General features: G+C 60.7%; 22 protein-coding genes and 2 tRNA genes. 5 read left to right on the top strand and 19 right to left on the bottom strand.

All coding sequences use genetic code 11. The features are described from left to right. Positions 1–44 precede the first annotated feature (44 nt). The 7 genes from dnaB to rnr all read right to left on the bottom strand — a co-directional run bounded on the left by dnaB (position 45) and on the right by rnr (position 7,336). Positions 45–1,442 (bottom strand): replicative DNA helicase, encoded by a 1,398-nt coding sequence (gene dnaB / locus K9857_RS11065; protein WP_224535699.1) that lies wholly within the window; start codon positions 1,440–1,442, stop codon positions 45–47. 135 nt (positions 1,443–1,577) lie between these two features. Further along, on the bottom strand, positions 1,578–2,024 hold the full coding sequence (gene rplI / locus K9857_RS11060; RefSeq protein ID WP_224535697.1) for a 50S ribosomal protein L9: 447 nt from the start codon (positions 2,022–2,024) through the stop codon (positions 1,578–1,580). Positions 2,025–2,042: 18 nt separating this feature from the next. Next, a complete protein-coding gene (locus K9857_RS11055) occupies positions 2,043–2,936 on the bottom strand; it encodes a hypothetical protein (protein ID WP_224535695.1) in 894 nt (297 codons plus the stop codon). A 36-nt stretch (positions 2,937–2,972) separates the two neighbouring features. Then, positions 2,973–3,203 carry a 30S ribosomal protein S18 gene (rpsR, locus tag K9857_RS11050; protein WP_002551829.1) on the bottom strand — a complete coding sequence of 77 codons (231 nt, stop codon included), beginning with the start codon at positions 3,201–3,203 and terminating at the stop codon, positions 2,973–2,975. Between the two features lie 28 nt (positions 3,204–3,231). Further along, positions 3,232–3,654, bottom strand: a complete 423-nt coding sequence (gene rpsF, locus K9857_RS30275; RefSeq protein ID WP_008048087.1) for a 30S ribosomal protein S6 — start codon at positions 3,652–3,654, stop codon at positions 3,232–3,234. A 305-nt stretch (positions 3,655–3,959) separates the two neighbouring features. Next, entirely contained in the window at positions 3,960–4,721 is a 762-nt protein-coding gene (rlmB, locus tag K9857_RS11035) for a 23S rRNA (guanosine(2251)-2'-O)-methyltransferase RlmB (protein ID WP_224535694.1), read from the bottom strand. Further along, the gene (rnr, locus tag K9857_RS11030) at positions 4,718–7,336 is read right to left on the bottom strand and encodes a ribonuclease R (RefSeq protein ID WP_224535693.1); all 2,619 of its coding nucleotides are present in this window, start codon (positions 7,334–7,336) and stop codon (positions 4,718–4,720) included. The genes rlmB and rnr overlap by 4 nt, the downstream gene beginning before the upstream one ends. 225 nt (positions 7,337–7,561) lie before the next feature. Between rnr and K9857_RS11025 the strand changes: the two genes are divergently transcribed. The 4 genes from K9857_RS11025 to K9857_RS11010 all read left to right on the top strand — a co-directional run bounded on the left by K9857_RS11025 (position 7,562) and on the right by K9857_RS11010 (position 10,762). After that, positions 7,562–7,648: transfer RNA gene (locus K9857_RS11025), tRNA-Leu, on the top strand. 181 nt (positions 7,649–7,829) lie between these two features. Next, positions 7,830–7,916, top strand: a tRNA-Leu gene (locus K9857_RS11020). Positions 7,917–8,189: 273 nt separating this feature from the next. Then, the gene (locus K9857_RS11015) at positions 8,190–9,200 is read left to right on the top strand and encodes an iron ABC transporter substrate-binding protein (RefSeq protein ID WP_224535692.1); all 1,011 of its coding nucleotides are present in this window, start codon (positions 8,190–8,192) and stop codon (positions 9,198–9,200) included. Then, positions 9,200–10,762 carry an ABC transporter permease gene (locus K9857_RS11010; RefSeq protein WP_224535691.1) on the top strand — a complete coding sequence of 521 codons (1,563 nt, stop codon included), beginning with the start codon at positions 9,200–9,202 and terminating at the stop codon, positions 10,760–10,762. The genes K9857_RS11015 and K9857_RS11010 overlap by 1 nt, the downstream gene beginning before the upstream one ends. Before the next feature lie 121 nt (positions 10,763–10,883). Here the strand turns inward: K9857_RS11010 and K9857_RS11005 are convergent, their stop codons facing one another. From K9857_RS11005 to K9857_RS10995, 3 genes are all read right to left on the bottom strand, one after another. Next, positions 10,884–12,818, bottom strand: a complete 1,935-nt coding sequence (locus K9857_RS11005) for a methyl-accepting chemotaxis protein (protein ID WP_224535690.1) — start codon at positions 12,816–12,818, stop codon at positions 10,884–10,886. 149 nt (positions 12,819–12,967) lie between these two features. Continuing rightward, on the bottom strand, positions 12,968–14,260 hold the full coding sequence (locus K9857_RS11000; protein ID WP_175375456.1) for an adenylosuccinate synthase: 1,293 nt from the start codon (positions 14,258–14,260) through the stop codon (positions 12,968–12,970). Between the two features lie 54 nt (positions 14,261–14,314). Beyond that, complete coding sequence (locus tag K9857_RS10995) at positions 14,315–15,502, bottom strand: ATP phosphoribosyltransferase regulatory subunit (protein ID WP_175375455.1); 1,188 nt, start codon at positions 15,500–15,502, stop codon at positions 14,315–14,317. A gap of 49 nt (positions 15,503–15,551) precedes the next feature. Between K9857_RS10995 and K9857_RS10990 the strand changes: the two genes are divergently transcribed. Next, positions 15,552–15,797 carry a hypothetical protein gene (locus K9857_RS10990; RefSeq protein ID WP_224535689.1) on the top strand — a complete coding sequence of 82 codons (246 nt, stop codon included), beginning with the start codon at positions 15,552–15,554 and terminating at the stop codon, positions 15,795–15,797. Between the two features lie 17 nt (positions 15,798–15,814). Here K9857_RS10990 and hflC read toward each other — a convergent pair whose 3' ends face one another. The 9 genes from hflC to K9857_RS10945 all read right to left on the bottom strand — a co-directional run bounded on the left by hflC (position 15,815) and on the right by K9857_RS10945 (position 25,894). Continuing rightward, on the bottom strand, positions 15,815–16,684 hold the full coding sequence (gene hflC / locus K9857_RS10985) for a protease modulator HflC (protein WP_224535688.1): 870 nt from the start codon (positions 16,682–16,684) through the stop codon (positions 15,815–15,817). Beyond that, positions 16,684–17,862 (bottom strand): FtsH protease activity modulator HflK, encoded by a 1,179-nt coding sequence (gene hflK / locus K9857_RS10980; protein WP_224535687.1) that lies wholly within the window; start codon positions 17,860–17,862, stop codon positions 16,684–16,686. Before hflK ends, hflC begins: the two co-directional genes overlap by 1 nt. A 96-nt stretch (positions 17,863–17,958) precedes the next feature. Beyond that, entirely contained in the window at positions 17,959–19,260 is a 1,302-nt protein-coding gene (gene hflX / locus K9857_RS10975) for a ribosome rescue GTPase HflX (protein WP_224535686.1), read from the bottom strand. Between the two features lie 12 nt (positions 19,261–19,272). After that, positions 19,273–19,533, bottom strand: a complete 261-nt coding sequence (hfq, locus tag K9857_RS10970) for an RNA chaperone Hfq (RefSeq protein WP_110966069.1) — start codon at positions 19,531–19,533, stop codon at positions 19,273–19,275. Positions 19,534–19,627: 94 nt separating this feature from the next. After that, positions 19,628–20,599, bottom strand: a complete 972-nt coding sequence (gene miaA, locus K9857_RS10965) for a tRNA (adenosine(37)-N6)-dimethylallyltransferase MiaA (protein ID WP_224535685.1) — start codon at positions 20,597–20,599, stop codon at positions 19,628–19,630. Further along, positions 20,599–22,509: a DNA mismatch repair endonuclease MutL gene (mutL, locus tag K9857_RS10960; RefSeq protein WP_224535684.1), complete on the bottom strand. Its 1,911-nt coding sequence runs from the start codon at positions 22,507–22,509 to the stop codon at positions 20,599–20,601. Before mutL ends, miaA begins: the two co-directional genes overlap by 1 nt. Beyond that, positions 22,506–23,936: an N-acetylmuramoyl-L-alanine amidase gene (locus K9857_RS10955; RefSeq protein ID WP_411961554.1), complete on the bottom strand. Its 1,431-nt coding sequence runs from the start codon at positions 23,934–23,936 to the stop codon at positions 22,506–22,508. The genes mutL and K9857_RS10955 overlap by 4 nt, the downstream gene beginning before the upstream one ends. Further along, positions 23,937–24,407, bottom strand: a complete 471-nt coding sequence (gene tsaE / locus K9857_RS10950) for a tRNA (adenosine(37)-N6)-threonylcarbamoyltransferase complex ATPase subunit type 1 TsaE (RefSeq protein WP_224535683.1) — start codon at positions 24,405–24,407, stop codon at positions 23,937–23,939. Continuing rightward, entirely contained in the window at positions 24,395–25,894 is a 1,500-nt protein-coding gene (locus tag K9857_RS10945; protein WP_224535682.1) for an NAD(P)H-hydrate dehydratase, read from the bottom strand. Before K9857_RS10945 ends, tsaE begins: the two co-directional genes overlap by 13 nt. Positions 25,895–25,952 lie beyond the last annotated feature (58 nt).

Below are 25,952 nucleotides of genomic sequence, written 5' to 3'. Positions count from 1 at the left end.
AGCGAGGCTTGCCCGCGAAGAGGCCCCGTCAGGCGACGAAAATCTTATTCGTCATCATCGAAGTTATAGCTACCCGGCGCCAGGTTCTCGAACCGGGTGTATTTACCGATGAACGCCAGCCGGATAAAGCCGATCGGGCCGTTACGCTGCTTGCCGATGATGATTTCGGCGATGCCTTTGTGCTCGGTTTCCGGGTGATACACCTCGTCGCGGTACACGAACATGATCACGTCGGCGTCCTGCTCGATCGCTCCGGATTCGCGCAAGTCGGAGTTCACCGGGCGCTTGTTCGGCCGCTGTTCCAGGGAGCGGTTGAGCTGGGACAGTGCCACCACCGGGCAGTTGAATTCCTTGGCCAGGGCTTTCAGGGAACGGGAGATCTCGGAAATCTCGTTGGTCCGGTTATCACCGCTGGAGCCCGGGATCTGCATCAGCTGCAGGTAGTCGATCATGATCAGGCCGATTTCGCCGTGCTCACGCACCAGACGACGGGTGCGGGCGCGCATCTCGGACGGGCTGATACCGGCTGTATCGTCGATGAACAACTTGCGGTCGTTGAGCAGGTTGACCGCCGAAGTCAGACGCGGCCAGTCATCGTCCTCCAGTTGGCCGGAACGAACCTTGGTCTGATCGATACGGCCCAGGGACGAAAGCATACGCATGATCAGCGATTCACCTGGCATCTCGAGGGAGTACACCAGAACCGCCTTGTCGCTGCGCAGTACGGCGTTTTCCACCAGGTTCATCGCAAAGGTGGTCTTACCCATCGACGGACGGCCGGCGACGATGATCAGGTCGGCCGGCTGCAGGCCACTGGTCTTGTCGTCGAGATCGGTGTAACCGGTAGACAGGCCGGTGATCCCTTCACCTGTGTTGAACAGAGTGTCGATGCGGTCGATGGCCTTGGTCAGCAAATCGTTCACACCCACCGGACCGCTGGTCTTCGGGCGGGCCTCGGCGATCTGGAAGATCTGCCGCTCGGCCTCGTCGAGAATCTCTTCGGCGGTACGGCCTTCGGGGTTGAAGGCACTGTCGGCGATCTCGTTGCTGATGCCGATCAGTTGGCGCAAGGTCGCACGCTGGCGGACGATCTGCGCATAGGCCTTAATATTGGCGACGGACGGCGTGTTTTTCGCCAGTTCACCCAGGTAACCAAGGCCGCCGACCTGGGACGTCTGTCCTTCCTTGTCCAATTGCTCGGCCAGGGTCACGACGTCGATCGGCATGTTCTGATCGGCAAGCTTGGAGATCGCACGGAAAATCAGGCGGTGGTCATGTCGATAGAAATCACCGTCGGAGACTTGATCGAGCACGCGCTCCCAGGCGTTGTTGTCCAGCATCAGACCACCGAGCACAGCCTGTTCGGCCTCGATGGAATGCGGCGGCACCTTCAGCGCGGCGGTTTGCAGATCGTATTGCTCGGGAACTGAGATTTCGTTCATGGCCACTTGGATTGTTTGGAAAAGCAGGGGTTGAAAAACAGGTATTGCCAGAAAGACAAAGGGCACGACCTGTAAACAGGATCGTGCCCGATGTTAACCGCCTGACGGACAAGCCGCCAGCCGATCAGGTGTTGCTTAAGCTGCTACCACGACAACGCGTACGGTGGCTTCAACTTCAGCGTGCAGGTGCACGGCTACGTCGAATTCGCCTACGTTGCGGATGGTGCCGTTCGGCAGACGAACTTCGCTCTTCTGCACTTCAACGCCGGAGGCGGTCAGTGCGTCAGCGATGTCGTGGGTGCCGATCGAACCGAACAGCTTGCCTTCGTCACCGGCAGTGGCAGTGATGGTCACTTCCAGCTCAGCCAGGTGAGCAGCGCGGCTTTCAGCCGATGCTTTACGGTCAGCTGCAGCTTTTTCCAGCTCAGCGCGACGCTCTTCGAACGCAGCCAGGTTGGCAGCGGTCGCAGCGGTGGCTTTGCCGAAAGGCAGCAGGTAGTTACGGCCGTAACCGGCCTTAACGTTTACTTTATCGCCCAGGTTGCCCAGGTTTGCGATTTTTTCCAGAAGGATCAGTTGCATTTGGAAATCCTCTAACTTTTAACCTTCACCGTTCGCGTTATCAGCGTCTTTCGACGCCAGACGCCCGCGAAAATCAATCAGGCTGTCGACGATGGCCAGGACCACCAGCAACGGATAGATCAGCTGCATGAACAGCAACAGCGTTACGTACAACCCCACCAGCCAGAACCTGGCCAGTCGCTTTTGCGCCACCAGCCCGTGAATCAGGGCCAGTCCGGCGAAAACCAGCGGTACGCTGCACAACGGCACAAGCATGGACATCTGGGCACCGAAGTTCGGTGTCACAACCATGCCCGCCAGCAGCAACATCGCGGGCCCCAGCGGGATTCTCACGGCGCGAAACTCGCGACCGAAACCACCTGGGTTGTACAACAACGCCTGCCAGTAGCGCCCGACAATCAGGCTCAGCACACTGACGATTTGCAGCAAGGCCGCTATCAGGCCGGTCAGGATAGGTGCAATCAGGGCCGCGAAACGCGCTTGCTCGTCTACCGACATCTGCTGGTAGACCTGACCGAGTAGCGACGGCATGACTTTGATCAAAGCCTGCGCCAGCATCTCGATCTGGGGACCAAAAGCCGTCCCCAGCACCACTGAAAACACCACTCCCATCGCTATGCTGACCAGCAGCACGCGGAGCCAGGACTCACTTGCGCGCAAAACCAACGCAAGGCTCGCAGACCCCAGCAGCACCAGAAGTGCCCGTGGGTCGTCGGAGTACAGCCACCAGATCAACGCCGGCAGCAGTCCCAGAGCAAGAACGCCCAGGGCGTCCTTCATTCCGCGCCGCAAGAGCACAAGGCATCCGGCGGCAGCACCCAACCAATACAACAGCGGCAACGCCGCGCATCCAGCCACTACCAGAGTGGCCTGCATACGGCCCCGCATGATGAACTCAGCTAAGGCACGCATACATTCAATCCTTTGCTACGTGTCGACTGCCCGGTCTCAGCGGCCGTGGCTGTCGGTGTAGGCCAGCAGGGCCAGGAAGCGGGCGCGCTTGATAGCGGTGGCCAGCTGACGCTGATAACGAGCTTTGGTACCGGTGATGCGGCTTGGAACGATTTTGCCGGTCTCGGATACGTAGGCTTTCAGAGTGTTGAGATCTTTGTAATCGATCTCTTTCACGTCTTCAGCGGTGAAGCGGCAGAATTTACGACGACGGAAGAAACGTGCCATTTGATAGGCTCCTTAAAAGGTCCGTGGATTACTCGTCAGCGTTATCGCTGTTGTCGCTGTCATCACTATCAGCGCTTTCAGCGCCTTCGTGCTCAGGACGGTCGCGACGCTCACGGCGCTCACTGCGGTTTTCTTCAGCCTTGAGCATCTCGGACTGGCCGGTAACGGCTTCGTCGCGACGGATGACCAGGTTACGGATCACTGCATCGTTGTAACGGAAGTTGTCTTCCAGCTCGGCCAGGGCCTTGCCAGTGCACTCAACGTTCAGCATCACGTAGTGAGCCTTGTGAACATTGTTGATTGCGTAGGCCAGTTGACGACGGCCCCAGTCTTCCAGACGGTGGATTTTGCCGCCGTCTTCTTCGATCAGCTTGGTGTAACGCTCAACCATGCCGCCGACTTGCTCGCTCTGGTCAGGGTGGACCAGAAAGATGATTTCGTAATGACGCATGAATGCTCCTTACGGGTTGTAGCCTGCCGCTCAAAAGCGGTCAGACAAGGAGTGAATGACACTTATGGACTTGCGTGGACGAGGCACATGCGCGCCTGCCGTCACAGCAAGGGGCGCAATTGTAGAGAAGGGTCGTGGGAGGTGCAAGGTAATTGGTGATTATTTGAACAACATCAAATCATTCATTCACCACAAAACAACTGTAGGAGCGAGCTCGCTCGCGATAGCGGTATATCAGCCACCATTGAAGTCGACTGATACACCGCATCGCGAGCAAGCTCGCTCCTACAAGGGGACTGCGTGGGTCAGGGCTTTTTAGCGCTGGCCTTTGCGCCGCGCTGACGCTGGGCTTCGAACAGACACACACCTGTTGCCACCGATACGTTCAGGCTGCTGACGCTACCGGCCATCGGTAGATGAACCAGATAGTCGCAATGCTCACGAGTCAGGCGGCGCATGCCCTTGCCTTCGGCACCCATGATCAGAATGGTCGGGCCGGTCAGGTCCTGCTCGTAGATACTGGTTTCCGCCTCCCCTGCCGTACCGACAATCCACAGGCCGCGCTGCTGGAGTTTTTCCAGGGTGCGAGCCAGGTTGGTCACCGCCACCAGCGGGATTACTTCGGCAGCACCGCAGGCGACTTTTCGCACAGTCGGCGTCAAGGTCGCAGACTTGTCCTTCGGCACGATCACCGCCAGCGCGCCCGCGGCATCGGCGGAACGCAGGCAGGCACCGAGGTTGTGCGGATCGGTCACGCCGTCGAGCACCAGCAATAACGGCGCGCCTTCGGTGCGATCGAGCAACTCGTCGAGCATCGCCTCGCCCCAGACCTGACTCGGACTGACTTCTGCGACCACGCCCTGATGAACGCCCTCGACCCAAGCGTCCATTTCCCGGCGCTCGGCCTGGCCGACCTGGACACGATTTTCATTGGCCAGCTCGATCAGCGTCTGCACCCGCGGATCATTGCGGCCTTCGGCCAGCCAGATCTGCTTGACGCGCTTGGGGTGGTGACGCAGCAACGCTTCTACAGCATGCACGCCGTAGATTTTTTCCAACTGACTCATGACTTCGCCTTGGGTTTACGTGCCCCGCCGCTTTTGGCTGGAGCCGAGCCCGCTTTTGGCGGACCTTTACGATGTTTGCTTGGTTTGCTGCCCGCCGCCTTTTCAGACGTCGAGCGCCCGGCTTTTCCCGAAGCCGTTGCCTTGCTGCTGCTCTTCGCATCGGACAGCAGTGCTTTTTTCAGCTCGCGGCTCTTGCGCACTTCGGCGTTTTTCGCCGCCGCATCGCTCGAACGATAAGACTCGGCAGGCTTTTCCTTGGCCGGACGACGACCGGTTTTCGCCGGTGCCGGCTCTGCCGCGGTTTTTGCCGCTGGAGCCGAAGTTTCGGTACCGCGCTTTTTGCGACCGATTGGCGCGCTGATGGTTTTTTCGGCCATCTCGAAGTCGATCTTGCGCTCGTCGAGATCGACGCGCATGACCCGCACTTCAACGGTATCGCCAAGACGGAAGCTGCGACCGGTGCGCTCACCCGCCAGGCGGTGGTGTACCGGATCGAAGTGGTAGTAATCCCCCGGCAGAGCCGTGACGTGCACCAGACCTTCGACATAGATGTCGGTGAGTTCGACGAACAGGCCGAAACCGGTCACCGCCGTGATCACGCCCGGGAACGACTCGCCCACGCGATCTTTCATGAACTCGCACTTGAGCCAGTTCACCACGTCGCGGGTCGCTTCGTCGGCACGACGCTCGCTCATCGAACATTGTTCGCCGAGCTGCTCCAGCGCCGCTTCGTCGTACGGATAGATGCGCGCCTTTGGAATCGTCATCGCACCGGCACGACGAACGTGCGGAGTGTCCTGCTTGGAATGGATCACACTGCGGATGGCGCGGTGCGTGAGCAAGTCCGGGTAACGACGGATCGGCGAGGTGAAGTGGGTGTAGGCCTCGTAATTCAGGCCGAAGTGGCCCTGGTTATCCGAGGTGTACACCGCCTGGCTCAACGAGCGCAGCATCACCGTCTGGATCAGATGGAAGTCCGGACGGTCCTTGATGCTGGCCAACAGCGCCTGGTAATCCTTCGGCGATGGACCATCCTTGCCCTTGTGCAGGGACAGACCCAGCTCACCCAGGAAGGCGCGCAGTTTTTCCAGACGCTCCGGCGGCGGACCGTCGTGAACACGGTACAGCGCAGGAATTTCGTGCTTTTGCAGGAATTCGGCGGTGGCCACGTTGGCGGCCAGCATGCATTCCTCGATCAGCTTGTGCGCATCGTTGCGCACGGTCGGCCGGATTTCGGCGATCTTGCGCTCGGAGCCGAAGATGATCCGGGTTTCCTGGGTTTCGAAGTCGATGGCGCCGCGCACATGACGGGCCGCCAGCAACACCTTGTACAGCGCATACAGCTGCTTGAGGTGCGGCACGAGGTCGGTGTATTCGCCACGCAGCTTGCGCGCCTCGGCGATTTTCGGCGTTTCGAGCATGGCGCTGACCTTGTTGTAGGTCAGGCGCGCATGGGAGTGGATCACCGCTTCGTAGAAGCAGTAGTCGGTCATTTCGCCGGATTTGGAGATGGTCATCTCGCAGACCATGGCCAGACGGTCGACCAGCGGGTTCAGCGAGCACAGACCGTTGGACAGCTGCTCGGGCAGCATCGGGATTACGCGCTCGGGGAAGTACACCGAGTTGCCGCGAACCTGGGCTTCGGCATCCAGCGCCGAACCGAGTTTCACGTAGCTGGAAACGTCGGCAATCGCCACGTACAGCTTCCAGCCGCCGGAGAACAGACGCAGCTTGCCCGGACGGGCCTCACAGTAAACCGCGTCATCGAAGTCGCGGGCATCTTCGCCGTCGATGGTGACGAACGGCAGATGGCGCAGGTCGATGCGCTTCTCTTTGTCTTTCTCTTCGACTTCCGGCTTGAGCTTGCCGGCTTCCTTGAGCACGGCGTCCGGCCAGACGTGAGGAATATCGTAGGTGCGCAGGGCGACATCGATTTCCATGCCCGGCGCCATGTAGTTGCCCACGACTTCGATCACGTCGCCTTGCGGCTGGAAGCGCGGAGTCGGCCAGTGAGTGATCTTCACCTCAACGAACTGACCGATATCGGCGTTGGCGTTGCGACCCGGGGTTACCAGCACTTCCTGCTGGATTTTCGGGTTGTCGGCAACCACGAAACCGATGCCGCCTTCTTCGAAGTAGCGACCCACGATGGTTTCGTGAGCACGGGAAACCACTTCGACGATCATGCCTTCGCGGCGACCACGACGGTCCAGGCCGGACACACGAGCCAGCGCACGGTCACCATCGAACACCAGGCGCATTTGCGCCGGGCTCAGGAACAGGTCGTCGCTGCCGTCGTCCGGCACCAGGAAGCCGAAGCCGTCGCGATGACCGCTGATGCGGCCCAGGATCAGGTCGAGCTTGTCCACCGGCGCATAAGTGCCGCGGCGGGTGTAAATGAGTTGAGCATCGCGCTCCATGGCACGCAGGCGGCGGCGCAGGGCTTCGATCTGGTCTTCCGTGGTCAGGCCGAACTCTTCGACCAGTTGCTCACGGGCAGCAGGCGAACCACGATCAGCAAGGTGCTGAAGGATCAGTTCGCGGCTAGGGATGGGGTTATCATATTTTTCCGCTTCACGAGCGGCCTCGGGATCGAGGGATTGCCAATCGGCCATTAGAGAGTTTTCACCTTGTCTATATGCGGGTTAGTTTGGCATAGGCGTAATGAAACAGGAAATTTCGGACTATATAGAGCCCATATGACGCCTTGTATCGACGCATCCAAGTCGTTTTGAACACCGCTGGTAAAAAAAATCATTTTTTTGGACGACGGGGGTTTACAGTTAAAAAAGCGCTCCGTATAGTGCGCGCCATCGACACGCAGACATGCTGTTGATGATGCCCAGGTGGTGAAATTGGTAGACACGCCAGCTTCAGGTGCTGGTGACCTTACGGTCGTGGAAGTTCGAGTCTTCTCCTGGGCACCAATTTCGAGTTTGAGACTAGATCAGTTTCAGGACTCACACAAAAAACCCGCGAAAGCGGGTTTTTTGCATTCTGGACATGCATTTTGTCAGAACTGATTTATTAAAATTAAATCAGGGGTTTACAGATCAAAACGCTGTCCGTATAGTGCGCCACATCAACAGCGGTAACGCTGAAGATGAAGCCCAGATGGTGAAATTGGTAGACACGCCAGCTTCAGGTGCTGGTGACCTTACGGTCGTGGAAGTTCGAGTCTTCTTCTGGGCACCAATTCAAATTCAAGGTTACGATCTTGAATCTCACAAAAACCCGCGAAAGCGGGTTTTTGCGTTTCTGCCCTCCGGAAGTTTTCACCTCCCCCTGTAGGAGCCGAGCTTGCTCGCGATGGTCGCCAACGATAACGCTGGCTGCCTGATACCCTGCGGAGCCCCCGCCTCCATCGCGAGCGAGCTCGGCTCCTGCAGAAAAGCAAGCGCATTTGAGAACAAATATCGTTTATCATTGTTGCAAGTTTTTGCAATGCGACAGTGAGGAACCCTGCGAATGATGTTTCGAAATACCCTGCGCCGAGGCTTGACCTTCACCCTGCTCGGCCTGGCTCTCGCCACTCCCCTCACCCAAGCCGCCGACAAGGTTTCCCTGACCCTCTACAACGGCCAACACAAGGAAGTCGGTGACGCCGTCGCCAAAGCCTTCGAAGCCAAGACCGGGATTCACGTCAATGTGCGCAAGGGCAGCAGCAACCAGCTCGCCAGTCAGATCGTTGAAGAAGGCGATCGCTCGCCCGCCGACGTGATCTACAGCGAAGAATCGCCGCCACTGAACAAGCTCGGCGAACAAGGCCTGCTGGCCAAGGCCGATGATGCAACATTGGCGGTTCTACCCAAGGACTATGTCGCCAGCAACGGCACCTGGATCGGCGTCACCGCCCGGGTTCGCGTCGTCGCGTTCAATCCCAAGCTTGTCGATGAAAAGAACCTGCCGAAATCGGTGATGGAATTCTCCGATCCGAAATGGCAAGGCAAGGTCGGCTTCGTGCCTACCAGCGGCGCCTTCCAGGAACAGGCCGTGGCGATCATCAAGATGCACGGCATGGACGCTGCCGAAGAATGGCTCACCGGCCTGCGGGCATTCGGCAAGACGTACAGCAACAACATGGTCGCGCTCAAAGCCGTGGAAAACGGTGAGATCGCGACCGTGCTGGTCAACAACTACTACTGGTTCGCCCTGCAACGGGAAAAAGGCCAACTGGACTCGAAACTGCACTACTTCACGGGCGGCGACGTCGGCGGTCTGATCACTGTTTCCAGTGCGGCCGTGGTGAAATCCAGCAAGCACCCACAGGAAGCCCAACAGCTGCTCGCCTACATGGTCAGCGAAGAGGGACAGCGCGTGATCACCCAGACCACCGCCGAATACCCGCTGCACAAGGGCATGGAGTCGGATCGCGGGCTCAAGCCTTTCAGCGAACTGGAAGCTCCGAAGGTGACTCCAGCGGATCTGGGCAACGCTGAAGAAGCCCTGGACCTGGAACGTGATGTTGGCCTGAACTGATGAGCGCATCGTTAACCGCCGCCGCTCAGGGCAACTTTGTGCCGCGGCGCAAGCGGCCATCGATCTGGCTGTTGTTGCCGGTGTTGCTGCTGGTCCTGCTCAGCCTGCTGCCGCTGGCCTATGTCGGGCTCAAGGCCTGGCAGGCTGGCTGGGCCGAGGCGCTGCACCTGCTGTGGCGGCCTTATGTGTTCGGCCTGCTGCGCAACACCCTGGCACTGATGATCGGCGTGACGCTGGCCTGCGGCGTGATCGGCCTGTCGCTGGCCTGGCTGCTGGAACGCAGCAATCTGCCGGGGCGGCGGTTGTGGGGAGTGATTCTGTGCCTGCCGTTCGCCGTTCCGGCGTTTGTCAGCAGCTTCACCTGGGTGTCGCTGAGCGCCAACTTTGAAGGGCTGGGCGGGGCGATCCTGGTGATGACCCTGTCGAAGTATCCGCTGATTTTCCTCCCGGTGGCGGCTACCCTGCGCAACCTCGACCCTTCGCTGGAAGAGTCCGGGCGCACCCTGGGGCAGAATCGCTGGGGCGTGTTCTTCAAGATCACCCTGCCCTTGCTCTGGCCATCGCTGCTCGCCGGCTCGCTGCTGATTGCCCTGCATATGCTGGTGGAGTTCGGCGCGCTGTCGATCATCGGCCTGCAGACCTTCACCACTGCGATCTATCAACAGTTCGAACTGGAGTTCAGCAACGCCAACGCGGCGATGCTGTCGGCGGTACTGCTGATTCTGTGCCTGCTTCTGCTCTGGCTGGAATTGCGCGTGCGCGGCAAAGCCCGGCACGTGCGCACCGGCCAGGGCGCGGCGCGACAGGCCGAACAGGTTCGCCTGGGACCATGGACGGCGGCAGGACAACTGTATTGCCTGATGCTGGCGATCGTCGGCAGCGGGATTCCGCTGGGCATGCTGGGTTACTGGCTGGCGGTGGGTTCGTCGGCAGCCTTTCCGGTTGCCGCCATCGGCGAGGCACTGCTGTCTTCCCTGGCATTGTCCTTGGGCGGCGCGGCGCTGTGCCTGGTGCTGGCGGTGCCCGTCGGGTTGCTGGTGGTGCGCTACAAGGGCCAACTGGCGATCTGGGCCGAACGCCTGCCGTATCTGCTGCACGCCCTGCCAGGCCTGGTGATTGCCCTGACCCTGGTGTATTTCGCCCTGCATTATGTGCCGGCGCTGTACCAGACTTCGGCACTGCTGCTGATCGCCTATGCGCTGCTGTTTCTGCCACTGGCCCAGGCTCCGATCCGCACGGCCTTGAACAAGGCGGCACCGCAACTGGAAGAGGCAGCCCGCACGCTGGGCGCGTCATCGTTCACCGCGTTTTGCCGGGTCACCTTGCCGATCATCTTCCCGGCACTGGGGGCGGCGTTCGCGCTGGTGTTTCTGGATGCGATGAAGGAGCTGACGGCGACCCTGCTGCTGAGCCCGACCGGGCTCAATACCCTGGCGACAGAGGTTTGGGCGCATACCGCGAATGTGGAATTTGCGGCGGCGGCGCCTTATGCGGCGTTGTTGATCGTGGTGTCGGGGTTGCCGGTGTATCTGCTGACGACGCGGATGTATTTGAGCCGCTGAAAAGCTTCGCGGGCAAGCCTCGCTCCTACAGCGGTTGCGTTAACCCCTCGCGGCGAGGACTGCATTAACCCTGTAGGAGCGAGGCTTGCCCGCGAAGGCGTCAGATCAGACGACGCAAAAACTAAGCCCTGAATTGCCCAAGGCTCGCCTTCAACTGCGCCGCCAACCCATCCAGCACCTTGCCGCTGGCCGTGGTTGCCACGACAGCCTGAGCCGCCTTCTCGGCCTGTGCATGAATGGTCTCCACGCGACCACGCACCGCCTGAGCACCCTGCGCCTGATGCGCGGCCGCCTGGGTCGCCAGACCGATCGCCGCGTGCACCTGCTCCACCGAAGCCTGCACCGATTGCTGCAACCGCGCGCTGTCACGCAACACCAGCAAGCCTTCGCTGGCCTGACGCCCCGCCTGCCCGATTGCCGCCACCGCTTCCCGCGCGCCCTGCTGCAAGGCCACGATGTGCGCCTGGATGTCGCCGGTGGAGCTTTGAGTCTTGCTCGCCAGCGCCCGCACTTCGTCGGCCACCACGGCAAAACCACGACCGGTTTCGCCGGCACGCGCCGCCTCGATGGCCGCGTTCAGCGCCAGCAAGTTGGTCTGCTCGGCGATGCCGTGAATCACCGTCAGCACCACCTCGATCTGCTCACTCTGCTGCGCCAGCCGCTCGATCACTTGCGCACCGGTATCGACCTGCCCGGCCAATGCCTCGATCAGACTGCCGACTTTCGCCGACGTCCGAGTGTTTTCATCGGTGGCCTGACGGATATCCACAACCTGCTTCAGCGCCGCCTGCATGGCATGGCTCTCGGACTGTGCCTCATCGGCCATCTGCGACAAAGCCCGCAGGCTCTCGGCCACTTCGTCGCGCTGCATGCCCGCTGCCGCATCGGCGCCGGCATTGCGCAGGGTCATGGCGCCGATTTCCACGCCGGTGCGCTGAGCCACGTCACCGGCTTCGCGCACGATCGGCTGCAACTTATCCACAAAGCGATTGACCGCCGAGGCCATCGCGCCGATTTCATCCTTGCTGTTGATCTGCACGCGCTTGGTCAGGTCGCCCTCGCCGGCCGCCAGATCATCCATGGCGACAATCAGCATCTTCAAGCGATTGACCACGCGACGCCCCAGCACCACGGCGAGCAGCAGCAGAACGCCAGCCCCCACCAGCGCCAGGCTCACACCGATGCGCCAGCGCAGGGTCGCCGCCGCTTCCTGCACGGTACCGGTGGTATTGGCTTTCATCTCGGTGGCGGTGGATTGCGCCGACTGCAGGCGTGCGCGCATGGCTGCCGCACTGTCAGCTGCCGCACCCTTGAGGCTGTCGCCCACCAACTGATCGCTGCTGGCGATCAGTGTGGCGAAACGCTTGTCCAGGGCAGCGAGATCGGTTTCCACCGAAGCAGTCGAAACCCCCATCAGGACCTTGCCGATCTCCACGCCATTGGGGTTGATGGAGGATTCGACGTAGTAGACCGAAGGATCGGACTTGGCCGCATCCAGCACCTTGTCCAGCGCCCGCTCGCCCTGGCCCTTCTCAAGCAGGGCCTTGTTGATCGGGTTTTCCCGGTTCAGATAGCGGGTCAGGTGCTGGCCGGTCGCGTCGTCATAGACCACGAACAGCACGTTCGGATTGCGCTGCGCCCGGCGGGCGAATTCGGAAAGGGTCGGAATGTCGTTGTCCCACATGGCGCGGGGTGCGACCGAGGCCAGGAGCTGCGCCATATCGTTGGCGGAGTCCTTCAGGTCTTTTTCCAGGGTTGCACGCAGTTGTGCCTGCTCTTCTTCCAGTCGCGAGGACAGACCGGCTGTGAGCCGTTGCCGCGTGCTGGCCGAAAGGCTGTCGAGGCTGGAGGTGACTTCACGCCCCGCCTGCTCCAGTTCGCCGGAGAGTTTTTGACTGTCAGCTCCCAGGCGCGAAGCCAGATCGGCTTCCAGCGCAGTCACCGTGCTCCGGGTCAGAGCAACGGCTACCAGCACCTGCACCAAAAGGGCGATACCGAGAGTAACGAATACAGGCCGCAACAGACGGCTTTGTAACAGGGAGAGAACGGCCGACATTGAAATCCCTCTGCTTTGGCGCCATTAAATTGATAGCACGCCGGAAGCAATGCTTTTTTCAATGTTCGCTGCAAAGGTCATGCCGCGCGACGGGCATATACGACAAAGGCCCCGATTAAGGGGCCTTTGTGTTTTACATCAACGACTTATCAGGCGAACGGGTGACGCAGAACGATGGTTTCGTTGCGGTCCGGACCTGTCGAAATAATGTCGATCGGCGCGCCGACCAACTCTTCGAGACGGGTGATGTAGTTGCGTGCCGCCTGCGGCAGCTCTTCCAGGGTCTTGGCGCCCAGGGTGGATTCTTTCCATCCCGGCATCTCCTCGTACACTGGCTCCAGGCCGATGTAGCTGTCGGCGTCGGTCGGCGCGTCGATCACTGCACCGTCCTGGTTCTTGTAGCCAACGCAGATGTTGATGGTTTCCAGACCGTCCAGTACGTCCAGCTTGGTCAGGCACAGGCCCGAGATGCTGTTGACGTCGATGGCGCGACGCAGGATGACGGCATCGAACCAGCCGCAACGACGGGCACGACCGGTGGTTGCACCGAATTCGTGGCCACGCTTGGCCAGGAAAGCACCCACGTCGTCGAACAGTTCAGTCGGGAACGGACCGGAACCTACGCGAGTGGTGTAAGCCTTGGTGATACCCAGGATGTAGTCGATGAACATCGGACCCACACCGGAACCGGTGGCGATGCCGCCGGCAGTGGTGTTGGAGCTGGTGACGTACGGGTAGGTACCGTGGTCGATATCCAGCAGGGAACCCTGGGCACCTTCGAACATGATGTCCTTACCGGCGCGACGAAGCTCGTGCAACTCGGCGGTGACGTCGAGCATCAGCGGCTTGAGCAGCTCGGCGTATTCCATGCACTCGTCCAGAGTCTTCTGGAAGTCGATGGCAGGCTCTTTGTAGTAATTGACCAGTACGAAGTTGTGGTAATCCAGCAACTCGCCCAGTTTGGCGGCGAAACGCTCGCGGTGGAACAGGTCACCGATACGCAGGCCGCGACGTGCAACCTTGTCTTCATAGGCCGGGCCGATGCCGCGACCGGTGGTGCCGATCTTGTGCTCGCCACGGGCCTTTTCACGGGCCTGGTCCAGTGCTACGTGGTAGGACAGGATCAGCGGGCAGGAAGGGCTGATGCGCAGGCGCTCGCGCACCGGTACGCCTTTCTCTTCCAGCTTGTTGATTTCCCGCAGCAGGGCGTCAGGTGCAACCACCACGCCGTTGCCGATCAGGCACTCTACGCCTTCGCGCAGTACGCCCGACGGAATCAGGTGCAAGACGGTTTTTTCGCCGTCGATCACCAGTGTGTGGCCAGCGTTGTGGCCACCCTGGTAGCGCACTACGGCGGCAGCATGTTCGGTCAGCAGATCAACGATCTTGCCTTTGCCCTCATCACCCCATTGGGTGCCCAGGACTACGACATTCTTACCCATAACACTTGTCCTCATTCGCGCAAACTTGGTGCCGGCGGCGGCCGGCAGGAAAACTCAAGAAGCCAGTGGCGATACTTGCCAAAGCCCGTTCTGCTGAATCAATTGCCGGTCGCAGTCCGCTTCACGGGCGGCGGCCAATGGTTGCCCAGGCAAGGCCTGAACGACACGCTGACCCTCACTGCGCAACTGGCAAACCTGCTGCCAGAGTGCCGCATCCGTACTGTCAGGCATCCAGATACCGCCAGACGGTAGCTCGATCTCAGCACGCCCCAGGGTCACCAGGGTTTTCAAATCGGTAGAGAAGCCGGTTGCCGGACGGGCACGACCGAAGTCGGCGCCGATGTCGTCGTAACGACCGCCTTGGGCAATGGACTGGCCAACGCCCGGCACGAACACCGCGAATACCACACCGGTGTGGTAGTGGTAGCCGCGCAGCTCACCGAGGTCGAAGTACAACGGCAGTTCCGGGAAACGCACGGACAGACGCTCGGCAATCGCCAGCAGGTCGTCCAATGCCGCCAAAACCGGAGCCGGGGCTTTCGCCAGACGCTCACGAGCCGCTTCCAGCACTTCGCGGCCACCGCACAGATCCACCAGCGCGCGCAGCATGTCCGACAGATCCGCCGGCAGACCTTCGGTCAAGGTAATGACCTCGTCGATGGCCTTGCGTTGCAATGCATCGAACAATTGCTGCTCGACTTCACCGGACAAACCGGCGGCGCGAGCCAGGCCGCGGTAGATGCCGACATGCCCCAGGTCCATGTGCACGTCCGGCACATCGGCCAGTTGCAGCATGGCCAGCATCAGGCTGATCACTTCTACGTCGCTGCTCGGGCTGGCATCGCCGTACAGCTCGGCGCCCAGCTGGATCGGGCTACGCGAGGACGACAGGGCGCGCGGCTGGGCGTGCAGTACGCTGCCGGCATAGCACAAGCGGTTGGGGCCTTCGCGACGCAGGGTGTGCGCATCGATGCGCGCTACTTGCGGCGTAATGTCGGCACGGAAACCCATCTGCCGACCCGATTGCGGGTCGATGACCTTGAAGGTGCGCAGATCCAGGTCCTGACCTGCGCCGGTCAGCAGGGATTCCAGGTACTCGATATGGGGAGTCACGACGAACTCGTAACCCCAGCTCTGGAACAGATCCAACACCTGACGACGCGCGACTTCTATGCGCGCCGCCTCCGGTGGCAGTACTTCTTCGATGCCATCTGGCAGCAGCCAGCGGTCTACCGTTGCCATTACGCCATTCCCCTTTGATCCGGGCGGCAAGCCGTTGGGCGAGCCTTGAGTGAAGCAGAAAATGATCCGCCCAGCGAAAGCAGCGCGCATGGGCGACGAAGCGAAAAGCCTGAAATGGGCTTCGCCAAGCACTTTCCTCGTAAAACCTGTCGAGCCATCAGGCCTTGGCATCCGCACAAAAACAGCAATCAAACATGCAGACGCAAAAAAGCCGGGAATTTCCCGGCTGCCGCATCATACACACGTTTTCCCAAAGGATCACCCCGCCAGAGGTTTTAACCGCCGGGCGGGGTGATTTCGGTCAACGTCGTATCAAGGCTTGGCTTTTTCCAGGTAGTGGAAGAAGTCACTGCTTGGGTCCAGGACCATGACGTCGGATTTGTTCGCGAAGCTTTCACGGTAGGCACGCAGGCTACGGTAGAACGCGTAGAACTCCTGATCCTGACCGTAGGCCTTGGAATAGATCGCAGCGGCCTGGGCATCGCCGTCACCGCGAATCTCTTCCGATTCACGATAGGCTTCAGCCAGCAGCACGCGGCGTTGACGATCGGCGTCGGCACGGATGCCTTCGGCCAGCTCGTTACCCTTGGCGCGGTGCTCGCGAGCTTCACGCTCACGCTCGGTGCTCATACGTTCGAACACGCTGCGGTTCACTTCTTTAGGCAGGTCGATGGTCTTGACGCGAACGTCGACCACTTCGATGCCCAGTTCCTTTTCGGCCATCTTGTTCAGCGATGCGGTGATGTCAGCCATCAGCGCATCACGCTCACCCGATACCACTTCGTGCAGGGTGCGCTTACCGAACTGGTCACGCAGGCCCGATTCCAGACGACGGGACAGACGCTCGTCGGCAATCTGCTTGAGGCCGGAAGTCGCGGTGTAGAAACGCTCGGCGTCCTTCACACGCCACTTGGCGTAGGCATCGACCATCACGGCTTTCTTTTCCAGGGTCAGGAAGCGTTGTGTCGGCGCATCCAGCGTCATCAGGCGAGCGTCGAATTTGCGCACCTGGTTAACGTAAGGCACCTTCACATGCAGGCCTGGCTGAACATCTGCCTGGACCACACGACCGAACTGCAGCAACACCGCGCGCTCGGTCTGAGCCACGATGTAGAAGCAGTTCCAGGCTGCGATGGCCACGACGACGCCGACAATAAGGGCGATCAGCGATTTATTGCTCATCAGCGACTCTCCCTGGTACGTGCTGGCTGTTGTTGCAGATCAGCTGCTGCACGCGCATTCGCTTCATTGCTGCTGGCTGCCGCACTGCTCATCGGCGAGCTGGTGCTACGACCACTGCTGTCGATCATCTTGTCCAGCGGCAGGTAGAGCAGATTGTTCTGGCCTTCCTTGTTGCCGGTCACGAGAACCTTGCTGGTGTTGCTGAAGACTTCCTGCATGGTGTCCAGGTACAGACGCTGGCGGGTGACTTCAGGGGCCTTGCGATACTCGGCAACCAGTTTGGTGAAGCGATCGCCCTCACCCTTGGCGCGCGAGATGGTTTCGTCTCGGTAACCGTTGGCATCTTCGAGAATGCGCTGGGCCTGACCACGGGCTTCCGGCACGACGCCGTTGGCATAGGTTTCAGCCTGGTTGCGCGAACGCTGCTCGTCTTCACGGGCACGGATTACGTCATCGAAGGCTTCCTGTACTTCACGCGGTGCTGCTGCGCTCTGTACGTTGACCTGGGTTACGGTGATACCGGTGCGGTAGGTGTCCATGAAGCGCTGCAGACGATCCTTGATTTCGCTGGCCATCTGCTCACGACCTTCGGTCAGCACCTGATCCATCGCGGTGGAACCCACCACATGGCGCAGGGCACTGTCGGTCGCGTGCTGCAGGCTGATCTCCGGCTGATCGACGCTCAGCACGAAGTCCTGCAGGTTGCTGATCTTGTACTGCACGGTCAGCGGCACTTCGACGATGTTCTCGTCTTCGGTCAGCATCTGGCCCTGCTTGGTGTACGCACGCTCACGCGTGACGTTTTCCATGTACTTCTTGTCGATCGGCGGGAAATAGATATTCAGGCCAGGACCCACGGTCTCGTAGTACTTGCCGAAGCGCAGCACCACGGCTTGCTCCTGCTCGTCGACTACATAGACCGCGCTGTACAGCCATACGGCTGCCGCAACGACCAGACCGATACCCAGCAGACCGCCGAAGCCGCCACTCTTGCGCGGGCCACCGCCGTCATCACCACCACGTTTCTTGCCACCACCGAACAACCCGTTCAGGCTTTCCTGCAGCTTACGGAAGGCCTCGTCGAGATCTGGTGGTCCCTTGCGATCGCCGTTATTACGACGCTTGCCACCCCAAGGATCCTGATTATTCGAGTTGCCACCCGGCTCATTCCAAGCCATAGCGCTCTCCATCTGATAAAGCAAAGACGCACCCACGGCGCGCCGACCAATGCTACAGAATGCCTGTCACCACGACACAACCGCTTTTTCAGGCTTTTATTGCAAAGTGTGTTGCTCGATGAAGTCCAGCGGCTGCAAACCTTCGCGGCTCACCAGTCGATTCAGTTCGACTCGTGGCAAGCGAACGGCCAGCAGGCTGATGCCTTCCTCGTCGTGTTCTTCCTTTTGTACCGCACCGACTTCGAAAAACTGCGCACGCAGTCGAGCAAAACGTTGCGGCAAGCGCAAGGTGCCAACAAACAAATCCTCGCCGAGCAGTTCGGCAACAGCCTGTTTGAGCAGATCCAGACCGGAACCGTCCTTGGCCGACAACCAGACCCGCTGCGGCTTGCCATCGGCATCACGCTGGATCTGCGGCTCAACGCCCTCGAGCAAATCGAGTTTGTTGTATACCTCAAGTATCGGCAAGTCCTGGGCCCCGATCTCGCCGAGCACCACCATGACCTGTTCGATCTGCGCCATGCGCTCGGGCTCATGGGAGTCGATCACGTGCAGCAGCAGGTCGGAGTTGCTCGACTCTTCGAGCGTAGCCCGAAATGCCTCGACCAGTTTGTGCGGCAGGTGGCGAATGAAGCCCACTGTGTCGGCCAGCACGATCGGCCCGAGGTCATTGAGCTCAAGACGGCGCAAAGTCGGGTCGAGGGTGGCGAACAGTTGATCGGCGGCGAAGACGTCGGATTCGGTGACGGAGTTGAACAGCGTCGATTTGCCGGCGTTGGTGTAACCCACCAGTGAAACCGTCGGGATCTCCGCGCGCTTGCGGCCGCGACGCGACTGCTCGCGCTGGCTGCGAACCTTTTCCAGGCGCCCCTTGATCTGCCGCAGGCGAACCCGCAACAGGCGTCGGTCGGTTTCCAGTTGGGTTTCACCCGGACCACGCAGACCGATACCGCCCTTCTGACGCTCAAGGTGAGTCCAGCCACGCACCAGCCGCGTACTCATGTGCTCAAGCTGGGCCAGTTCGACCTGGAGCTTGCCTTCATGGGTGCGGGCGCGTTGGGCGAAGATATCGAGAATCAGACCCGTGCGGTCGATCACGCGACACTCGAAAACACGTTCGAGGTTACGTTCCTGACTGGGCGTGAGGATGTGATTGAAAATCACCAGATCGACCTGTTCGGCCTTGACCAGGTCGCGCAGCTCCTCGACCTTGCCACTGCCAATCAGGTATTTGGCGGTTGGCCGATTGCGCGGCACGTTGAAAAACGCGGCGGTCTCGGCGCCAGCCGACGCTGCCAACTCCTGAAACTCCTGCGGATCTTCGCGCGCCTCAGGGTCCTGACCATCCAAGTGAACGAGAATGGCTCGTTCCCCACCACCGTGGCGCTCAAAGAACAAAGGAGACTCCTATCAGGCGTTACCTGGCTCAGCATCGCCAGATTCGTTATCACCTGCGCTTGGCAGACGAATCGGACGAACCGGCACTACTGTAGAGATAGCGTGTTTGTAGACCATCTGGCTTACGGTGTTTTTCAGCAGGATAACGAACTGGTCAAACGACTCGATCGTGCCTTGCAGTTTGATACCGTTGACCAGGTAGATGGACACCCCAACTTTTTCTTTACGTAAAGTGTTCAAGTAAGGGTCTTGTAGCGAATGCCCTTTTGACATGTGCCGCACTCCTTTAAGGATTCAATAATAAAAAATAGGTAAACGATGACTTGTGGCCGTCACACCCCCAAGGATAGACGGCAATTGCAAGGACTCAGCTCAATATGGAGATCGTCCCCAAGTATTTCAAGGCGCGCGGCAGATTGTCGCAATCCAGGCTGTCCAGCCAATGTAAATCAGCCCAACTGCGCAACCAGGTGAACTGACGTTTTGCCAATTGTCGCGTGGCTATAATTCCACGCTCCTGCATCTCGGCAGCAGTCAGTTTGCCGTCCAGGTAATCCCAGACTTGTCGGTAGCCTACTGCACGTATAGACGGCAACCCGGCATGCAGGTCACTTCGCTCACGCAGGGCTACGACCTCGTCGATGAATCCCTGTTCCAACATTAAAGTGAATCTTTGTTTAATTCGCTCGTGCAGTACCTGGCGATTTGCCGGAGCAATGGCCAAGTTCGCGACAGTATAGGGCAATTGTTGCCGTCCCGAAGCCGCAGCTTCAGTACTTTGCGCAGATTGTTGCAGGCGCAGGTCGGTCATGCTCTGACCACTGACGCGATAAACTTCCAGCGCTCGACTGAGTCGCTGCGGATCGTTCGGATGGATGCGCGCGGCAGATACCGGATCGATCACCGCCAATTGATCATGCAGGGCTTGCCAGCCAAGGCGCGCAGCTTCTTCTTCGATCTGCGCACGCACTTGCGGATCGGCTGCCGGCATGTCCGCCAGGCCTTCGATCAACGCCTTGTAGTAGAGCATCGTGCCGCCTACCAACAGCGGAATTTTTCCCCGCGCGGTGATATCGGCCATCGCTTCGAGGGCATCACGGCGAAAATCCGCTGCCGAATAACTCTCCGCCGGATCGAGAATATCGATCAGACGGTGCGGAAACTCTGCCAGAAGCTCTTTGGAGGGCTTGGCCGTGCCGATGTCCATACCACGGTAGACCAGCGCCGAATCGACACTGATCAACTCGCAGGGCAGCACCTTGGTGAGCTCGATGGCCAGATCGGTCTTGCCCGCCGCGGTCGGGCCCATCAGGAAAATCGCGGGTGGGAACTGGCTCATCAACGACCGCGCAAGAACAGTTTGTCCAGATCATCCAGACCCAATTGGGTCCAGGTTGGCCGGCCATGGTTGCATTGGCCGCTGCGTTCGGTGTTTTCCATGTCCCGCAGCAGACCGTTCATTTCCGGTATCGCCAGGCGCCGGTTCGCTCGCACCGCGCCGTGGCAGGCCATGGTCCCGAGCAACTCATTCAGGTGCGCCTGAATGCGGTCGCTGGTGCCGTACTCCATCAGGTCGGCCAGCACGTCGCCGACCAAGCGGTTGGCTTCGGCCTGCTTGAGCAGGGCCGGGATCTGCCGGATCGCCAGGGTTTCCGGACCCAGGCGCTGCAATTCGAAGCCCAGGCGCTGGAACCAGGCGGCGTGTTCTTCGGCGCAATCTGCTTCACGCTGACTGACCGCCAGCGACTCGGGCACCAGCAGCGGCTGGCCGCTCAAGCCCTCACTGGCCATCGCGATTTTCAGGCGTTCGTACATGATCCGCTCGTGTGCGGCGTGCATGTCCACCAGCACCAGACCCTGAGCGTTTTCCGAAAGAATGTAGATGCCTTTGAGCTGCGCCAGCGCATAACCCAGCGGTGGAATATCACCCTGCCCGGCTGGCAATGCCGTCGCATTGGCTTCAGGCAGCGGCGCGAAAAACTCACGATAGGCCGCCTGCGCTTCAGCGGCAGGAACCGCGGACTGCGGACGCGGGGTGTATTGATATTGATAGCCACCACCGGAACCTGCGCCCGACGGCGTATTGAATGAGGGCTGTGCCTGTGGCTGCTCCAACAGGGCATTGGCCGCCAGGCTCATTTCGCCCTGAGGGCCGAACTCGCCCGCGTCCAGCCCGGTAGGCCGCACGATGGCGGTCGCAACCGGCGCCGCCAGATGATCTTCCGGCCGTACATCGCCCAGGGCGCGGTGCAAGGTGCCATAAAGAAAGTCGTGAACCATGCGCCCTTCACGGAAACGCACTTCGTGCTTGGTCGGGTGCACGTTGACGTCGACGCCGGTCGGGTCGACTTCGAAAAACAGCACGAACGTCGGGTGCCGGCCATTGAACAGCACATCGCGATAAGCCTGGCGCACCGCGTGGGCGACCAGCTTGTCGCGCACCGCGCGGCCATTGACGAAGAAATACTGCAGATCCGCCTGGCTGCGATTGAACGTCGGCAACCCGACCCAACCCCACAAATGCAGGCCATTACGCTCGATTTCGATCGGCAGCGCCTGCTCAAGGAAGCCGGGCCCGCAAATCGCCGCTACTCGCCGGGCACGAGCGGCATCGTCACGGGCTTCGTGCAGGCTGAGGATGGTCTTGCCGTTATGGCGCAGATGGAACGCCACGTCGAAACGTGCCAGGGCCAGGCGCCGGATCACTTCCTGCAGATGATCGAATTCGGTTTTTTCGGTCTTGAGAAATTTGCGACGCGCCGGGGTATTGAAAAACAGGTCGCGAACTTCAACCGAAGTGCCCACCGGATGCGCGGCCGGCTGGACCCGGGGCGACATTTCGCGGCCCTCGGTCTCGACCTGCCAGGCCTGATCGGCATCGCGGGTACGCGAGGTCAGGGTGAGGCGGGCCACAGAGCTGATCGACGCCAATGCCTCACCGCGAAAGCCCAGGCTCATCACCTGCTCGAGGTCTTCCAGATTGCGAATTTTGCTGGTGGCGTGACGGGCCAGGGCCAGAGGCAGGTCATCGGCGGAAATGCCGCTGCCGTCATCCCGCACCCGCAGCAACTTGACGCCGCCCTGCTCCACGTCGACATCGATGCGCCGTGCGCCGGAGTCGAGGCTGTTTTCCAGCAACTCCTTGATCACCGACGCCGGGCGCTCGACCACCTCGCCGGCGGCGATCTGGTTCGCCAGTCGGGGGCTCAGCAGCTCGATACGAGCACTGTTGATCACGGCCTCACTCATTCCTTGGCCGCCAGTTCCGTACCCGGAATGGTCAGATGTTGACCAACCTTAAGCTCATCGCTGGAAAGCTTGTTCGCGCTACGCAGCGCGGCTGGCGAGATCTGATAACGCACGGCGATCATCGCCAGGGTTTCGCCCGGGCTAACCCGGTGGTCACGTGGCCCCTGGGCGATCTTGCCGGAGTCACGCAGCCAGGCGATGTAAGTGCCCGGTGGCGGATTCTGCTGGAAGAACTGCCGCACGCCACTGCTGATCGAGCGCGCCAGCGCCTGCTGGTGGCTCGAAGCGGCAAGCTTGGAGGCTTCGTTGGCGTTGGAGATGAACCCGGTTTCCACCAGGATCGACGGAATGTCCGGTGATTTCAGCACCATGAATCCGGCCTGTTCGACTCGCTGCTTGTGCAGCGGCGTGACCCGGCCGATATTGCTCAGGACTTTCTGGCCAACGTTCAGACTGGAAGTCAGGGACGCGGTCATCGACAAGTCCAGCAGCACGCCAGCAAGCATGCGGTCCTTGTCATCGAGGCTGACGTTGCCGGCACCACCGATCAGGTCGGAGCGGTTTTCACTGTCGGCCAGCCAGCGCGCGGTCTCGGAAGTCGCGCCGCGATCGGACAGGGCGAATACCGAGGCACCGAAAGCGGCAGTCGAAGGCGCGGCGTCGGCGTGGATCGAGACGAACAGGTCGGCGCCCTTCTTGCGGGCGATCTCGGTACGACCGCGCAATGGAATGAAGTAGTCACCGGTACGGGTCAGTTCGGCGCGGAAGCCTTTCATGCCATTGACCTGACGCTGCAATTCGCGGGCGATCTGCAGCACCACGTCTTTTTCACGCTGGCCGCGAGAGCCGGAGGCACCCGGGTCTTCACCGCCGTGACCGGCGTCGATCACCACTATGATGTCGCGTTTGCCGGCAGGTGCCGGTGGCAGCTTGATTGCCGGCTCCGCAGGCGTGACCGGCACCGCCGGAACAGTGGCCACCGAAGGGCTTGGCGCAGGCGGTGGCGCGGCGTCCGCAGGGTTGTCGAACAGGTCGACCACCAGTCGGTTGCCGTACTGGGCATTCGGGGCCAGGGAGAAGCTTTTCGGGGTGACGGCCTTTTTCAGGTCGATGACCACCCGCAGGTCGGTCGGTGTGCGTTGAGCGGAGCGCATCGCCGTGATCGGAGTATTGGCACCGTTGATGTTCAACGGCGCGCCCAGGGTGGCGCCATTGATGTCGATGACCAGACGATCGGGAGCCGTCAGGGTAAAGACGCTGTGTTGCACGGGACCTGTCAGGTCAAACACCAGCCGTGTGTTGTCCGGCGCCCGCCACAGGCGCACGCTGTTGACCTTCGTCTCGGCCATGGCGTCTACGGTTACAGCCAGAAACAACACCCCAACGGCAGCAACCAACGCGCGAAAGCGCATACCTAACCCCATCATCTATTTGGATTCCAATGCCAAAGCGGCACACCAGGATTCGCCACGCGAACCCTGGGACAAAATTTTCAGCGAACGCCCGCTGTCTTGCGGGCTAATGGTAATGGTCAGGTCAGGCTTTGGCAAAAAGCCTGCACCTTTATCCGGCCACTCGATCAGGCACAGAGCATCGTCTTCGAAATAGTCGCGGATACCGAGGAATTCCAGTTCTTCCGGGTCGACCAGACGGTAGAGGTCGAAGTGAAAGGCGCGAATGTCGCCGATCTCGTAGGGCTCGACCAGGGTAAAGGTCGGGCTTTTCACCGCGCCGACGTGCCCAAGCCCCCGGATAATGCCCCGGGACAGGGTGGTTTTGCCCATCCCCAGGTTGCCCTCGAGAAAAATCAGGCCGTGCCCCTTTGTGATCTGTGCGATACGCGTACCGAACGCGGTCATCGCCTCTTCATCCGCCAGGTACAGGGTTACTTCAGACACGGTGCATGCTCCTCCAACAACTGACGAATGGCTGGTATCAGATCACTGGCCGCCAGCCCACGGCCGAATTTACCTTGTTGCTCACCGGCATTGGCATGCAGCCAGACCGCCAGGCAGGCTGCATCGAAAGCCTCCATGCCTTGGGCCAGCAGTGCGCCGACCAATCCTGCCAACACATCCCCCAAACCCGCGGTGGCCATGGCCGGGTGTCCCTGATGACACACCGCCAGCCGTCCGTCGGGGCTGGCGATCAGGCTGCCGGCACCCTTGAGGATCACGACCGTTGAGTATTTTTTGCTCAACGCATGGGCGGCGGCCGGGCGATCGGCCTGAACTTGGGCGGTACTGATACCGAGAAGTCGCGCCGCTTCCCCGGGATGCGGCGTAATCACGCAATCCCTGGGCAAATTCACCCGTTCTTCGGCCAACTGATTCAGCGCATCGGCGTCCCAGACTTGCGGCAGCGGTGCGTTGGCCGCAGCGGACAAAAGGCTGCGGCCCCAGGCAGCTTGGCCAAGACCGGGACCGACGACCAACACGGAAACTTTTTGAAGCAATTCCATCAACTGATTGGCCGACGAAGTCCCCAGCACCATCGCTTCGGGGATTCTGGCCAGAGCGGCGGGCACATGTTCGCTACGAGTCGCCACCGACACCATGCCCGCGCCACTGCGCAACGCACTTTGCGCGCTCAGCAGGATCGCCCCACCCAAACCGCGATCGCCACCGATCAGCAGCAGATGACCGAATTTGCTTTTATGGGAAGTCGGTGGCCGGGTGGCCAGGCGCGGCAGATTGCCGGAAGTCAGGCGCAGCGCGCTGATTGGCGCCGCTTCGAGCAGTGACGGATCGGCGTGCAGGTCGTTGAACACCAGTTCACCCACCACATCCGCCGCATCGCCGGTGAACAGGCCCAGTTTCAGACCGATGAAGGTGACGGTCAGATCCGCTCGCACTGCACATCCGAGGATGCGCCCCGTGTCGGCGCACAGCCCGGAAGGGATATCCACCGCCACGACCGGCAGGCCACTGGCGTTGATCGCGGCAATCACGCTGGCATAGGGCTCGCGCACCTCGCCGCTGAGGCCGATGCCGAGCAGGGCGTCCAGCACCAGGCCGCGCAATTCGGACTGCACTGTCCACGGCTCGATAGAAACCTTTTCCGCCTGGGCTTCGGCATGGGCCGAGGCCGCGTCGCCGCGCAGCAATTGCGGATCACCCGCCGCCAAAACCCGCACCGACCAACCGGCACGCTTGGCCAGTACGGCCACTAGATAGCCGTCGCCAGCGTTATTGCCGTGCCCGGCAATCACTGTCAGTTCGTTCGCCGCCGGCCACTTGCGCACCAGCGCGCGCCAAGTAGCCCGCGCGGCCCGCTGCATCAATTCGAAGCCCGGCGTACCGGCCGCAATCACGCTCGCATCCAGTGCTCGAACCTGCGCGGCGCTGTACAGCGCGTCGGGGAAATCATCTTTAGTGTGCGGCATGCGTCTTCGGGCTCCGATGTCTGGCAGAATTATACGCACCTCAGCTCCGGTTTCTCTC

It is taken from the genome of Pseudomonas sp. REP124, from assembly GCF_020164475.1.
Classification (GTDB): Bacteria; Pseudomonadota; Gammaproteobacteria; order Pseudomonadales; family Pseudomonadaceae; genus Aquipseudomonas.
Note: the sequence above shows the minus strand (reverse complement) of the source record. Positions and strands in the feature narration are given on the sequence as shown.